The sequence below is a fragment of the Singulisphaera chitinilytica genome, from assembly GCF_049331405.1.
Classification (GTDB): Bacteria; Planctomycetota; Planctomycetia; order Isosphaerales; family Isosphaeraceae; genus PoT.
Map to the genome: position 1 here is coordinate 319,581 of NZ_CP186275.1, position 15,206 is coordinate 334,786.

At 68.0% G+C, this 15,206-nt stretch carries 2 protein-coding genes; both read right to left on the reverse strand.

Going from position 1 to position 15,206, the window contains the following annotated elements; translation table 11 throughout:
- Positions 1 to 43: 43 nt before the first annotated feature.
- A complete protein-coding gene (locus ACOYYX_RS39405) occupies positions 44 to 9,877 on the reverse strand; it encodes an Ig-like domain-containing protein (protein ID WP_422931842.1) in 9,834 nt (3,277 codons plus the stop codon).
- Between the two features lie 854 nt (positions 9,878 to 10,731).
- Positions 10,732 to 14,790: an Ig-like domain-containing protein gene (locus ACOYYX_RS39410; protein WP_422931843.1), complete on the reverse strand. Its 4,059-nt coding sequence runs from the start codon at positions 14,788 to 14,790 to the stop codon at positions 10,732 to 10,734.
- Positions 14,791 to 15,206: the final 416 nt, after the last annotated feature.

Genomic DNA, 15,206 nt, shown 5'->3' on the forward strand with positions numbered 1-15,206 from the left:
CCGGGGCCGCGGCCGTTGGAGGTCACGATTGTCGTCTCGAGGCTCAGCCGAAGAAGCGGCCGAAGCGGCGGCGGAGGGAGGTCAGGCCGGCGTTCGGGGCGGAGTGCTTCTGCTCGGCGTTGCTCAGGAGCGAGGCCAGGGCGTTCGCACGCGTCTGGAGCCGGACCTGGTTGGGGCGGAGGCCCCTGCCGAGCGGGGCCGGCGGGGTCGTCGAGGCCGGGGAGGTCGTCGTGGCGGCCGAGACCGTCACGGACGAGGCCACGATCGAGTTCGTCGTCGGGGCGGGCGGGACGACCGCGTCGGCGTTGGCCGTCTGGACGCTCGCGGCGACGATCGTGTTGCCCGGCACGCGGTAGGCGTACGGGGCTTCCACGGGGACGTCACCGGGGCCGCCGAACTGGATCGGCGTGGCATGGCCGGCGATGAAGAGCTGGTTGGTGCTCGGCCGGTAGACGGCGATTTGCAGGTGGCCGACGCCGTCGTAGTCGCCCGGGACCGGGATGTCGCCGGGGCCGCCGAACTGGATCGCCTGGGCGTGGCCGGCGATGAACCACTGCTGGGTGCTCGGGCGATAGACGGCGAGCTGGGTCTTGCCCACCCCGTCGAAGTCGCCCGGGACCGGGATGTCGTTCGCGCCGCCGTAGGCCACCGTGTAGAGGCCGTTCGGTCCCATGATCTGCCACTGCGTCGGGTGGGACGAGGTGGCGGGCATGAAGACGGCGAACTCGGCCTTGCCCGTCCCGTCGTAGTTGCCCGGGACCGGGGTGTTGTTGGCCCCCGCCCCGAACGTGGCGAGCGGGTCGCCGTGGCCGGCCACGAACCACTGGCCGGTGGTCGGCCGCCAGACCGCGATGGTCGTCGTGCCCACGCCGTTGTAGTCGGCGGGGACGGCGATGTCGAGGTTGGCCGCACCGTACTGGACGCCGTTGGGGTAGAGCCCCTGGACGTACCAGGTCGCCGTGCTCGAGTTGAACGTGGCGAGGTCGGTCAGGCCGTTGCCGTCGAAGTCGCCCTGGAGCGGGATGGAGTTCGCCGGCCCGAACTTCGTCCCGTTCGGCCCGCTGACCCCGCCGATGTACCAGGTCCCCGTCGGCGAAGTCCGGCGGAAGATGGTGAACTGGGCGAAGCCGTTGCCGACGTAATCCCCCTGCACCGGCAGCTTGCGATAGTTGAAGGGCCCGGCGACCGGGATGTCCCCGGGGTCCCCGTACTTCGTGGTCGTGCTGCTGGTGCCGGCCGGGTTGTAGATCGTCCAGGTCCCGGTGGCGGGGAGGAACGCCGCCGGCTGGTCGATGCCGTCGCCGTCGTAGTCGCCCGGCGCGGGGATCGAGCCCTGGGTGAACTGCACCGTGCGGGTGACGTTGTTGGGGCCGAGGATCGTCATCAGGCCCGTGGTCGGGTTGTAGACGGCCGGCTCGGTCCGGTGCGAGCTGACGGTGTTGTCGTACTGGCCGGGGACAGGGATCTGGCCCGGGGAGCCCACCTGGATGCTACGGGTGGTGCCGGTCAGCGGGTTATAGATCGAGAACGTGCCCGTGGTCGGGTTGTAGACCGCGGGTTCCGTCCTCCCGATGTTGTCGTAGTCGCCCGGGACGGGGATGTCGCCCTGGCTGCCCAGCTTGATCGGGGCGTTGGGGGAGCCGCCGATGAACCACTCGCCGGTCGTCGGCCGCCACGTGGCGATGGTGTCGACGTGCGTGCCGAAGTAGTCGCCCGGCACCGGGATGTCGACGAGGGCCATGCCGAACTGGATCCCGTTGGGATACAGGCCATCGATGAACCAGGTCGCGGTCCCCGGGTTGTAGTAGGCGAGCTGGTCCTTGCCGTTCCCGATGAAGTCGCCTTCGACGGGGATCGACTTGGTGCCCGAGCCGTACAGTGTCCCGCCCGTCGGGGTCACGCCCTGGATCGACCAGGTCGCGAGCGGGTTGGTCCGCTCGAAGAGGGCGAGGTCCGACTTGCCGTCGTTGTTGTAGTCGGTGGCGACGGTGACGACCTGGATCGTCAGCGTGCTGCTATCCGGCCCGACGTTGCCCGCGACGTCCCTGGCCTGGGCGATCAGCGAGATGGCCCCGTTGGTCAGGTTGAACGGGAGCTGGAACTTGTAGTTGCCCGAGGCGTCCGCGGTCGTCGTGGCGAGGACCTTGTTGCCGCCCGGGTTGCTCGGGTTGAACGTGGAGGCGTCGTAGAGGTCGACGATCGCGTTGGGCTCAGTCACGCCGATGAAGAAGGGCGTGCGGGCCGACGTGATGTTGTCCCCCTTGATGCCGGTGTCGTACGTCGGCGAGAGCAGCAGGGTCGGCGCGGTGGTCGGCCCGTGGGTGTCGATGGTGAACGTCAAGGGCTGGCTGTTGGACGAGCCGAAGACGTTCGTGGCGACGGCCTGGACCGTGTACACGCCGTCGGCCAGCGGGCTGGCGAACTTCAGGATGAAGTTGCCGCTGGAGTCGGTCGTGCCCGAGATCAGGGCGGGCCCGGTCGGGCTCCCGTTCACCGACTTGTAGATCTTCACCGAGGTCGACGGGTCGGTCGCCCCGAGGAGCGTCGGCTCGGTGACATTGGTGATCTTCTGGCCGCCGGAGGAGTCGTCGGCCGGGGAGAGGGCGAGGGTCGGCGTCGCCGGCGGGTTGGGCAGAGGCAGGTTCGCGTTCAGGGTGAACACGAAGGTCGCCATGTTGCCCTTGGTGCCGGAGGCGTCGGTGGCCTGGATGCCGATGGTCTTCTTACCGTTGAAGGTGAAGGCACCGGCGTTGACCTGGATCGAGAAGCTGCCGGACGAGGTCGTCCAGTTGGCCGCGACGTCGGTCGACGAGTTGCTCGGGTCGTAGCCGCCGATGATCCTCGGGCTCGACGGGTTCGTCAGGTCGTAGAAAGTGATCCTGGCCTTGTTGCCGAACGCCGTCTGCTGGCTGAACCCGTCGATCACCGGCCGGGCCACCGTGACCAACGGCGTGCCGTCGCTGGCGGTGCCGGCCTGGCTGCCGGCGGGGGGCGGCGAGGTGGTGTCGAGGTGGATGTTGTTCGGCGAGCTCGCCGTATTGGGGAAGACGATCGGGGCCAGCCGGATCGTGAACGTGCCGCGCCCGAGGGTCGAGGCCACGAGGTTGTTGGGGTCGCCGGCCGTCGCGATCGGCCGACCGGTGGTCGGGTCGATGTTGCCGAGGGCGAGGCTCAGGTCGGTGATGTGCACGTTCGGCAGGTTGCCGCCGACGGGGGCCACCGCGCCATTGGTCGGCAGCGGGGTCGTGCCGTTGGTGGTGGAGTTGTCGGGGAAGATCTGCCAGGTCGTGCCGTTGTCGAGCGAGCGATAGACGCCCGGCTCGGCCGAGACGTAGAGGACGGGGTGGGACCCGCCGCCCGACGTGTTCGGGATGACATACCGCCAGTCGGCGACCATCGAGGTCAGGTAGGCGATCCTCGCCGAGGTGAGGTCGCTGTTCCCGAAGGCCGAGGTCGTCAGGTTGAAGAGGTTGCCGGTGATGTTGGTCCAGACGGTCGACGCCCCGGAGAGGGAGTTGGCCGTCCAGTAGACCCCCGCCTGAGTGACCGCGTAGGCCGCGTGGCTGCCGCGGGTCGGGTCGGCCACGATCTTCATCACGGGCGAGCCGTCGAGGCCCGTCGAGATGTCGGTCCAGGCGTTGCCGACGCCCGGCGTGCCGCCGCCGGTCTGGCTGACGAAGATGTGCCCGCCGACCGTGCCGGCATAGAGGAAGTTGTTGAGGTTGCCCACGCCCGCCGGGGCGTTGGGGTCGGGCGCCCCGTAGGTCAGGGCCGGGGCGTAGGTGCCGTCGAGCGCGTTCGGGTCGCCGATCACGAGCCACGAGCGGCCCTGGTTGGTCGTCGAGAAGATCCGGCCCGCGTTCGAGCTGATGATGACCTGGTTGCCGTCGAGCGGGTTGACCGCGAAGTTACCCTGGACGACGCCGTTGGTGTAGCTCGCCGACGCGAGCGGCCACTGCGGGTCGTTCGCCACCTGCACCAGGCCGGTCGTGCGGCCGACGAACGCATTGCCGTTGACGCTGACCTGGAAGAAGTCGGAGAACAAGCCGCCGAGGCCCGGCATCACGTACTGATACGTGACCGAATCGAGCTTCTGGCCGGGGTTATTGGGGTCGGCCATCCCGCCTTGCTGGCTCACCTGGACGCCGACGCCGTCGAGCTCGCCGTTGAGCGAGTTCGGGGAGCCGAGGGTCCCCTGGGTCGGGGCCGTCCAGTTGGTGTTGCCATCCGTGGTGCTGCCGTTGTTCACCACGTTGGGGTCGGACTGGCCGATGCCGGTGTGCAGGCCGTTGCCGTAGATCAGGGCCTGGGCGGCCTGGGCGGCGACGTTGCTCGGCTGGGCGGCACCGTAATAGAACTGGGCGATCTGGAGGTTGCCGTTGCGCGAGTAGGTCGGCGACGCCTGGTTGCCGATGCCCGGGCTCAGGTTCCCGTTGCCCAGGTCGACCCCGGTGAAGACGCCCTGGTCGTCGGCCACGATCAGCCGGGCGTTGCCGGTGAGCGGGTCGACGATCGAGATCATCTGGTGCACGCCGGTCGACGATTCGAGGTCGTTGCTGCTCGACTTGATCATCTCGTCGAACGGGATCCAGGTGACCCCCGAGCCGTCGTTTGTGAACGAGGCGACGTTCGACAGGTAGATCGTCGAGTTCGCCAGGTACGGCTGCGTCGGATCCTGCAGCAGGTTGAGATACTGGTCCGAGGAGAACGTGGTGAGCCGGTTGCCACGGAAGACCGTGATCGTCGGCGTCCCCCGGTTCACGTCCTTCAGGACGACGCGGCCGTTGGAGCTGAACTCGGTCCCACCGGCGGGGCGGCTGTTGTCGTAGGCGACCGCGGCGTGCGAGTCGTACAGCGTCGTGGCGTCGATCCGGATCAGGCCCGACGTCTGCCCGATGTTCGTGCCACCGAGGTAGACGATGTTGGGGTTATTCGGATCGACGGTCACCGAGATGTTGTAGTTCGCATTCGGGGCCGTGTTGCTGCCGAGCGTGTCGTAGTAGGACTGGCTCGGGTTGTTCGACGGCTGGGCGACGACGGTGCCGGGGCTGGGGACCGTGCCAGTGTAGATCCTGGTCCAGGTGGTGCCGTTGTCCTTGGTGAGGTAGAGCCCGAGGCTCTTGCCGTTGGTGTTGGCGACGGCCGCGTAGATCCAGCCCTCGTAGAGCAGGTTCTGGACGTCGGCCCTGGCGACGTTCGACGCGATCAGGGCGGGCTTGGCCAGGGTGATCCGGCCGATACCGCTGGTCGGGAAGGTGCCGTTGTTGACCGTGATCGCCTGCGGCTGGCCGCCGCCGGTGGTGTCCGGGTCGCGGATGAGCGGGTCGACGTTGCCGCCGTTCATCCGGTCGAACGACTGGCCGCGGTTCGGGCTGATGTAGACGCCATCCCCCGCGAAGGCCGCGTAGAGGACGTTCACGTTGCCGGTCGGGTTGCTGTTGACGTCGACCGTGGCGCTGTTGAGGTCGAAGGTGACGTCGGTCGCCTGGCCCGACTTCATCAGGGTCCAGTGCTGGCCGGTGTCGATCGACCGCCAGAGGCCGCCGTTCGTGCCGCCCATGGCCGCGTACATGATGACCTGGCCGGTCGGCGTCGGCCTCGGGTCGACGATGACCTTGTAGGTGCTCGTCCCGCCGTTGGCGGCGAAGAGGTGGTCGCGGCTGGCGAAGGCGAGCGAGTTGTCGGTGCTGTCGAGCAGCGTCCAGGTGGCCCCGCCGTCGGTCGAGAGCAGGAAGCCGACCCCCTGGCTCGTGTTGCCGCCGAGGCCGCCGTTGCCGGCGATCGCGTTCGCGTTGCCGGTCCCCGCGATGATGATCGACTGCGTCGGGTCGTTGTTGCGGGCGAAGACCGCGATGCTGCCGATGTTCAGGCCGAAGGTCGGGCCGAAGTCGGTCAGCGGGATGTAGGTCGGGCCCGCGGGGTTGGTCGTCAGGAAGTTCGTGGTCTTCCAGACGCCGCCGCTGGCACCGCCCACGTACACCGTGTTGCCCGACGGATCGGACGGGTCGACGGCGATGGCGGTCACCGAGCCCGAGTAGCCGTTGCCGGGGGCGTTGTTGGTGATCGTGGCCGGGCCGACCGAGGTCCAGGTGTCGTTGGTCAGCGGGTTCGTGGCGTTATCCGCGAAGATGCGGAACCCGACCGTCGACTGGTCGGCCACCGGCTCGCCCAGGCCGCTGATGGGGACGGCCTTCTGGAAGGTCAGCGACCAGCTCGTCAGGCTGCCGATGCGTCCGGTGCTCGTCGCCGCGTCGTTCTTGATGACCAGCTTCCACTGGCCTCCGGCGGCCTTGCCGTTGAAGGCGCTGAGGGGCTGCTGCGGGAGGAACCGGCCGACGAAGGGGGGCCCGCCGTTCTGGATCGGCGTGGTCGCCTTGTCGTCGAAGATCGTGTTGCTGAAGCCGGGGTTGCCGCTCGTCGACCCGACGTTCGTGAAGAGTTGGACCTGCGTGCCGTCGGGGCCGATCAGCGTGGCCTCGAGGTCCGGGTCGTTCGGATAGGCGATGTTCAGGGTGAGGGTCAGGTCCTGGGCGAGGAACCCGGCCGGGACGTTGAGGATCGAGGTCGTCGTCGTCCCCGAGGAGATCGCCGCCGGCACGTTCGTCGAGTTGTAGGTGACGGCGACCGAGGTGCCCGAGGGGGTCTGCTTCAGCAGGTCGACGCCCGCGTTCTGGTTCGCGTCCATCGCGTCGCCGGCCGCCGACTTGATCGACGAGTCGAGCTGGACCGTGTACGTGCCCGAGAGGTACTGGGTCGGGAACGTGATCCGGAACGTCTTCGGGTGCGCCGGATCCGAGTCGTTGCCGAGCGGGTTCGGCGTGATCGTGATCGTCGAGACGCCGTTCGACGTCAACGGGATGGCGCCCGAGGGGCCCATGATCCGCAGGACGTCGGCCGCCGTGAACGAGGTCGGGTCCATCGGCCGATCGAACGTGATGTCGATCGAGCTGACGCTGCCGTTCGTCACGAGGTTATCGGACGAGGGGGTCGCGTTCGGGATCGACGAGCTGACGACCTTCGGCCCGCCGAGGACGAGCGGCAGGGTGTTGGAGTCGTACGGGGCGGGGAAGAACTGGCCCGAGGGGGGCAGGATGAACCCGGCCGTCGCGGTCGAGTACGGGGCGGCGTAGACGTCGCCGAGGCCGCTGCCCGTGGCCGCCGCCTCGCCGGTGACGCCGTTGCCGTTCTGGTCCATCAGGTTGCCCTGGGACGTGCCGGTCGACGAGACGGTCCGGATCCGGTCGCGGATGTTCGGGCCGACCTCGTAGCTGTACGTCCCGACCGCCGTCCGCGGGGCGAACCGGATGAGGAACTGGGTCACGCCGAAGGCGCTGCTGCCGGCCTTGAGCGGCACGACCGAGGTCACGGGGATCGCGGCGCCCGAGGAGTTGGCCACCGTCGTGTCGCGGTAGAAGACGGCGACGTCGGCCGCAGTGAACGTGCTCGGGTCGACCGGGCGGTCGAACGTCACGGTGAACCCGCTGACGGTCGGCGTGCCGGTCGAGTCCGGGGCGTTGATCGTCACCGACGTGTTGCTGGTGGAGACGTAGGTCGTCTGCTGGACCGCCCCCTGCGTGCTGGCGATGATCCTCGGCCCGGCGACGTAGGTCGCCTTGACCGTGCGGATGTCGAGGAGCTGCTTGCCGTCGCCGCCGCCGTTGAGGTTGCTCGACCAGGCGGGGAAGGCCTTGCCGTCGTAGACCGCCAGGCCCTGGCGGGTGCCGAAGCCGTAGGTCGTGTCGGTGCCGACCAGCTGGCTGTCGGGGATCGGGCCGAGGACGACGTTCGGGTTGTCGGTGATCGCGTCGTGGGCCGTCTGGGCGGTGTTGGCGAAGACCTGCGGGGCGAACGAGTTTCCGCCGTCGCTGCTCGCCGCGAGGTAGGTGACGACCCGGGAGTTCGCCGCGTCATTACGCGAGTCGAGCCACGACAGGAAGACGGTGCCGGTGGCGGCGTCGACCTGGATCTCGGGCTCGAACTGGGTGCGGCCGGTCGTCACGGCGCCGGTGGCCGGATAGAAGCCCGAGTTGCTCTCGCTGAAGCCGTCGTTGACGGCCTGGTCGTCGTTGATGAGCTGCGGCAGCGACCACGTGATGCCGCCGTCGTCCGACGTCCGCATGAAGATGTCGGTATTCGCCGCCTGGTTCAGGCCGGCGTTGTAGATGTGGTTGACGTAGGTCAGGTAGAGCCGGCCCTGGAACTGGCTGTAGGCGCCCAGGGTGTTGTCCGAGGCGATCGTCGCGTTGGGGGCGACGCCGAGCGGCGAGTCCGGGGTCTTGACCGGGTACGCATTGCCGACGGCACCGCGGACGTCGGTCGAGGTCACGAACGTCTGCGCCCCGCGCTGCATGCCCGAGACGAGGTTCAATGACCAGCCGCCGAGCGAGCCCGCGCTGCCGTTCTTGGTGTCGGTGATCTGCAGCGTCCAGGTGCCGTTGAGCTGCGCCTTGGTGGCGCCGGCGTAGGCCGCGTCGAGGTTCAGCTCGGGGCGATACGTGCCGAGGAACGGCGCGGTGCTCGCCTGGTTGTTGATCCCCCTGGCGGCGAAGTCGGTGAGCGTGGTCCCGCTGACGAGGCCGCTGGTCGAGACGCCCATGTTGGCGCCCGTGATCGTCCCGGCGGCGATCAGCGTCACTGAGGGGAGGCCGCTGCCGGTCGGAGGGATCAGCACCAGGCTCAGGTCGGCGAGGGACGGGTGCGTGATGTTGAGCGTGACGCTCAGGTGGCTCAGGCTGGTGAAGCCGGCGTCGGTGATGCTGACCGGCACCGTGAAGTTGGTCGGCGTGACGACGCTCGGCGTGGCGCTGGTGGCGTCGATGATCGAGCCGCCGGGCCCGGTGAAGACCTGCGAGCTGGCACCGCTGACGACCGTCGACCAGATGAAGTCCTGCGGGACCGGGGTGTTCTGGACGCCGGAGCCGAAGTCGTCATAGACGACCGTGACCTGGCCCCCCTTCACCGCCGGCTCGTTCCCGTTGGCCGGGCGGCCCTGGCTGATCGCCAGGCGAGGCGCCCCGTAGCGCTGCGAGCCGAACGAGCCGCCGGTGTCGACCGTGATCGGGCCCGAGAAATTGGCCCCCTGGTTCGACGACGCGATGAGCTGGATCTCGTTCGGGTTCCAGTTCGTCGCGTTCTGCGGCGCGGTGTTGACCGTCTGCCAGGCGATGTAGATCGAGCCCGCCGTCGGGTCCGACTGCACGTAGGGGTTGCCGTTGGCGTCGGTGTCGGTGAACGACTTCAGGTTGTCGTCGACCGCGAGGATCGGCGTCAGGGCCGAGTCCTGCTGCGACTGGTAGACGATCTGGTCGGCCAGGTCGCGGACCGGCGTCGAGCCCGAGAAGTCGAACCGATTCAGAACGATCGCCGACACGCCCGAGGTCAGCGAGTTGTGGTTCACGTCGACGATATAGAAATTGTCGTCGCGGTCGAAGGCGATGCTGGGGTCGGTCGCCAGCGAGTACGGCTTGATCGGGTTCGACGTCGTCGGGTCGGCGACGTTGCCGAGCTGCCGCGGCGACGCCCAGGTGTTGCCGCCGTCATTCGAGAACGAAAACTCGACGAAGACCGTCGTGCCGGGGGCGAGCAGCGGGTCGTTGCGGACCCAGACCGCCGCCATCTTGTTCGGATTATTCTTATCGATCGCGATCGAGGGGGTGCTCTCGCTCCCCTCCGAGCCGGAGAGGTTGATCTGGGAGTTCAGGGTTACCGACGGCGACGGCAACGTCGAGGTGGTGGTGGTCGACAGCAACGTCCTTGTTTCGAGGCTCTCTAGCGCCATCCGGCGGAGTTTTGCATTTCTGGCCGCTACGCCTCGCAACCCGGAGCGGGTCCGCGCACGGCTCCCCTTCGATTCGACCTCGGATGCATCCGAACGCATGGTCATCTCTCCGCTGTTATCTAAGCGCCACCCCGGACTTTGGGCGAGTGCGAGCCAATCATGACGTCACGTCGAAGAAAGGGATCCGCTACTGGGATCGCCAAAGCATGCAGTCGACCGCGCCGTTAGTCAAATCGGGGCAAGGTACGTCGGACCAACACAAATCACGAAGTCAAGCACATATTGCCGACAATTCCGGTCGCATCGCGCCTGGCGACCGATAGAATGCATGAATGCTATCAAGCACTTCTACGACTGTCAACGGCCGGCCGACGAAATTCCAACCTGATCCGCAAGGTTCGACCAGTTTACATTTACAACCTTCTGAGCGCAAAAGGAAATTGCCTGGCAGAAATTCTCTCAGGACATCAACTGTGTTCACCTTAGGTTGGTAACGAAACAACCGGGACATCCCCACTCGCCCGCGCGACCTCCCCTCATCCCGCGACACCTGGCCAACACCGACCAGCCTTTCGATCCCGGTGGCCGACCGCGCAATCCTCGGCCGATCCGCCGATTCCGGGATCTTGCCGTCGGGCCTACCGCGCAGCAGTCCACGACAACCCCGCCGGCCGTTGGAAAGGCACGATAGGGCCATCCCCGGGCGTCAGTCCGCTGGAACGCCCTTGTTCCTCGCCCGCGTCCCCGGCGGCTACCACGCCTCAACACCGGAGGCCGAGCGGAGAGGCGGCCTCTATCTCTGCCCCTCCGGCGCCTGGCCCCGCGTCTACACGTTCTCTCATGAAGATGGCATGAACGAAGAAGGAGGCCCCGGCAGTCCCCTCGAGCACCAGGCTCGAAGGGCCCGCCGGGGCCTCCGCTCGACCGATCGGTTCCGTTCCGCTCCGCCCGGCTCAGTCGGCCGCGGAGATGAAGGATGCGAGACGCCGCTGGGCGATGAACTGCCGGAACGACCCGGCGTCGGGCCGCGATTGCAAGGCCTGGGGCCGGATCCGACTCGATCCGATCGAACCGGCCGAGGCCTGTGCGGACGTCCTGGGTGCGACACTCTCCCCGGCGTTCGAGGTCGACGTCGAAGCAATCGCCCCCTGCCCGACCGACAGCGCCGCCGCACTGGCGCCGAAGTCGGCCGACCTGGCGAAGAGCATGGCCGGGCTCAGGGCCTCCCGGTTCGCGTACGGGGCTTTGACGGGGATGTCCTCCGGCCCGCCGAACGAGATCGGGGCGACCCCGCCGATGAACAGCGTGCCGGGGTTCCCCTGGCGGTAGACGGCCACCTGCGCCTTCCCGTCGCCGAAGTAATCTCCCGGGACCGGGATGTCCTCCGGGCCTCCGAACTGGATCGGCTGCTGAGATCCGATGAACCACTGCTGGGTGCCAGGCCGGTAGACGGCGATGTCGGTCTTGCCGTCGCCGTCGTAGTCCTCCGGCACCGGCACGTCGGGCCGGATCGGATTGTCCGAGCCGAACTGGATCGGACCGGTGTGCCCCTGGATAAACCATTCCCCGGTGCTGGGCCGATAGATCGCCGCCTCGAACTTCGACGGCCCGTCATAATAGCCGGGGACGGGGATGTCGCCCGGCTGGCCGCCGAGCGTGACGATCGGGTCCGCCGTCCCGCCGACGAACCACTGGCCGGTGGTGGGCCGATAGACGGCGACCTGGGTCGTCCCGTTCCCGTAGTAGTCCCCGGGCACGGGGATGTCGAGATCGGCCGCCCCGTACTGGAGCCCATTCGGCCCGGTGAAGCCGGGGATGTACCAGGTCGCCGTGCTCGGGCGGTAGAGTGCGATCTGGTCCTTGCCCTGGCCGAGGAAGTCCCCCTGCACCGGGACGTCGTCCGTCGCCGAACCATAGGCGACGCCACCGGTCGGGGTGACGTTGGGGATGAACCAGATCCCCTGCCCCGATGAGTCGCGGCGATAGACGGCGAAGTCGACCTTGCCGTCGCCGTTGTAATCCCCCTGCACCGTCCCGGTAGGGAGGAAGGTGACGGTCAAGGGCGTCGACCCGGCCGGCCCCTGCACCCCCGCCGCGCTCGTCTGCCTCGCCTTGTACGTGTGCTTGCCGGGGGTCAGCGTTCCGGGATCGGTCAGCTTGACCATCCCCCCCGCGGCGCTGGTGGCGGTCGCCACGGCCTTGTCGTCGCGATAGAGCGTGACGACGCCCCCCGGCACGACCCCCGAGACGTCGAAGACGACGTTCGTGACGGTCCTCGTCGTCGTGCCGTTGATGGTGGCCGAGGCCGGGTCGAGGACCGGGGCCGAAGGGGCGGCCGGGGCCTTGGTGTCGTAGACTACGGTGATCGGCGTGCCGATCGGGCTGACGTTCCCCTCCAGGTCGGTCTGCATGGCCGTGTAAGTGTACGAGCCGTCGGCGGGCGCGGTGGCGTCACCGAGCTGGATCGTCCCGCCGGACGAGAAGGCGTGCGAGGTGACCACCTTGCCGTCGCGGAGCAGCTCCACCGTGCTCCCGGCGACGATGCCTGAGAGGTCGAAGATCGGGCTGTGCGTGTGCGTGATGCTCGTGATGCCGTCGGAGTTGCTCGGACCCGTGTCGCTGGCCGCATCGAGCCTGAGCCCCGGGGCGGGCGGGGGCGTGGCGTTGAGAATCATCGAGGTTGGGAAGCCGCCGCCGGGGGCGGTGGGCATGCCGTTGCCCGCCAGATCGACCTGATTGGCCTGATAAATATACGTACCGTTCGGGATGATGCCGCGGCCGAGGTTGGTGTCGGCGACCAGGGCGGTGCCGCCTTCCCCGGTGGCGGTCCCGGGCCAGTCGACCAGGGTGGCGACGAGCTCCTCCTCACCCGGCACGCCGTCGATCACCGCATAGCGATAGAGCAGGACGGTCGCGTGGGGCTCAACCCCATTGACGTCGAAGATCGGCGAGTTGACCGGGCTCTTGCTCGGGTCGTTGTTGAAGTTGGTGTAGTGGCCGTTGCGGACCAGGCCCGTGTCGACCGACGGATCGAGGAGGAGCGTCCCTGGGGGGATCGGGGCCCTGGAATCGATCTCCACCCTGACGTCAGGCCCCGCCGGGCTGCTGTTGCCTGCGGCGTCGACCAGGACCGCGTGATACAGGTAGGACCCGTCGGCGATGACCCCCTTGCCGGCGTTGATGTCGGCCACCTTGACCGTCCCCCCCGCCCCGCTGGCGATCGAGTTGACGAGGATCGTCGGGCCGATGATGCCGTAGGTGGTCGAGGTCCGATACAGCTGCACGGTGAGGTTCGCCCCGACGCCCGTGACGTCGAAGATCGGCGTGTTGATCGGCTTCTTATCCGGGTCGTTGTTGAAGTTGGTCACGCCGTCGTCGTCATACGTGCCCGAGTCGGTCGAGGCGTCGAGCCGGATCCCCGTCGGCGGGTCGAGCTTGAAGTCGATCGTCGTGCCGGCCCCGATCGGCCCGACGTTCCCGGCGAGGTCCGTCTGCGAAGCCGTGTAGACGTGCGATCCGAACCCGACCGGGCCCGGATCCTTGATCGAGATGACCCCGCCCACCGGCGCAGCGTTGGTGATCGTCGCGACGACCACGCCGTCGCGGTAGAGCCTGACGATGGCCTTGGCCTCGATGCCAGAGAGGTCGAACGTCGGCGAGGTCGAGCTCGTGCTGTCGTCCCCCTTCGTCCCGGTATCGGAGGCGGGGTCGAGCGTTGGAGCCGAAGGAGCGGCCGGGGTCTTCGTGTCGTAGACCACGGTGATCGGGGAGCCGACCGCGCTGTAATTCCCCTGGAGATCCATCTGCCTGGCGGTATAGGTATACGTGCCGTCGGCGGGCAGGGTCGCGTCGGAGAGCTGGACCGTCCCCCCGAGCGTGAGCGACGCCGACCCCACGAGCGTGCCGTTGCGGAAGAGGTCGATCGAGCCCCGGAAGAGGACGCCGCTGAAGTCGAAGACGGGGGCCTGCGTGTGCGTGATGTTGGTGAGGCCGTCGGTGTGGCTCGTCCCCGTGTCGCTGGCGGCGTCGAGCTTGAGCCCTGGCGTGGCCGGCGGGGTCACGTTGATCCAGACCGTGGTCGGGAAGCCGAAGACGCCCGCCGGGTTCCCAGCCACGTCGATGCACGTCGCCAGGTAGACGTAGGCCCCGTTGGGGATGATCCCGTGGCCGCCGTTGGTGTCGGCCACCAGGGCCGCTCCCGGGTCGCCCGGGACGTCGCCGCCTTGCCAGTCGACGACCTCGCCGACCTTCTCGAACGTCCCCGGTTCGCCGTTGACCAGCGGGGCTCGATAGAGCTGGACCGTCTGCCCGGGCTCGCTGCCCTTGAGTTCGAAGACCGGCGTGTTGACCGGGCTCTTGCTCGGGTCGTTGTTGAAGTTGGTGTTGCGGCCGTCATGGTACGGGCCCGTGTCGTACGCGGGGGCGAGCGTGACGACGCCCGGGGGAATGGGGGGCCCGGCCATGTAGTAAACGAAGTTGGATTGCGGGCTCTCCTCGCTCGTGTTGCCCGCGGCATCCTTGACGACCGCGAAGTAGTAATACGTCGCTCCGCCGGCGATGGTCCCCTTGCCGGCGTTGGTGTCGGCCACCTTGACGGTGCCCCCCGCCCCGCTGGGGATCTGGCTCACCAGGACCGGGGTGGGATTGCCGAAGCTGTTGGTGTAGCGATACAACTGCAGGGTGACGCCAGGCGCCACGCCCGTCACATCGAAGATCGGCGAGTTGACCGGCGACTTGCTCGTGTCGTTGTTGAAGTTGGTTATGCCGTCGTCGTCGTGCGCGCCAGAGTCGGTCGCCGGATCGAGTCGGACCCCCGTGGGGGCGGCCAGACTCGCCGAGGCGTCGATCCCGGCAATGTCCGCCAGCCCGTCCCCCCCCGGCATCGACGACAACAGCGTCCGCACCTCCAGCCCTTCCAGGGCCGCGACCCTGAGCCTCGACCTCCGCTGCGCGGCCTTGCGGGGGTCGGGGCGATCTTTCGACGAGTCGTTCCGTAATTTTACCGTGCGCATGGCTTAATTACCTCTCTCGAGCGGCCTCGCTAGGTGTTGATCCCGGTCGTTTCTCGGCATGTCGAATAGCGGTCGCAAGCGGCCTTCACGACTCGATTCCATGAAGGAACTTAACGAAAATCACATCCTGGTCGCATAGTTTCCGGAGATTCCAGGCTCCGTCATTTCACGCTCGCGTGATGATTGGCGCGAACATGAGATTTCGTGATCGGGGCAGGCACCGAGACCTGAATGCTCGAAACCTCGGCGGCGTGGTGCAGGCCGTGGGCCGTCCACTGCGGCCGACGGCGAATCCTTCAAGGGGCATGGTTGCGAAGGAGACGGGGACGCCGGGAGGCGGCCGCCGTCGACAGGCCCGGGGGGGGTGGCCTGCCTCCGATAGTTCAAGTCGCCCCGTCGATCGGGGCCCGCGAGGC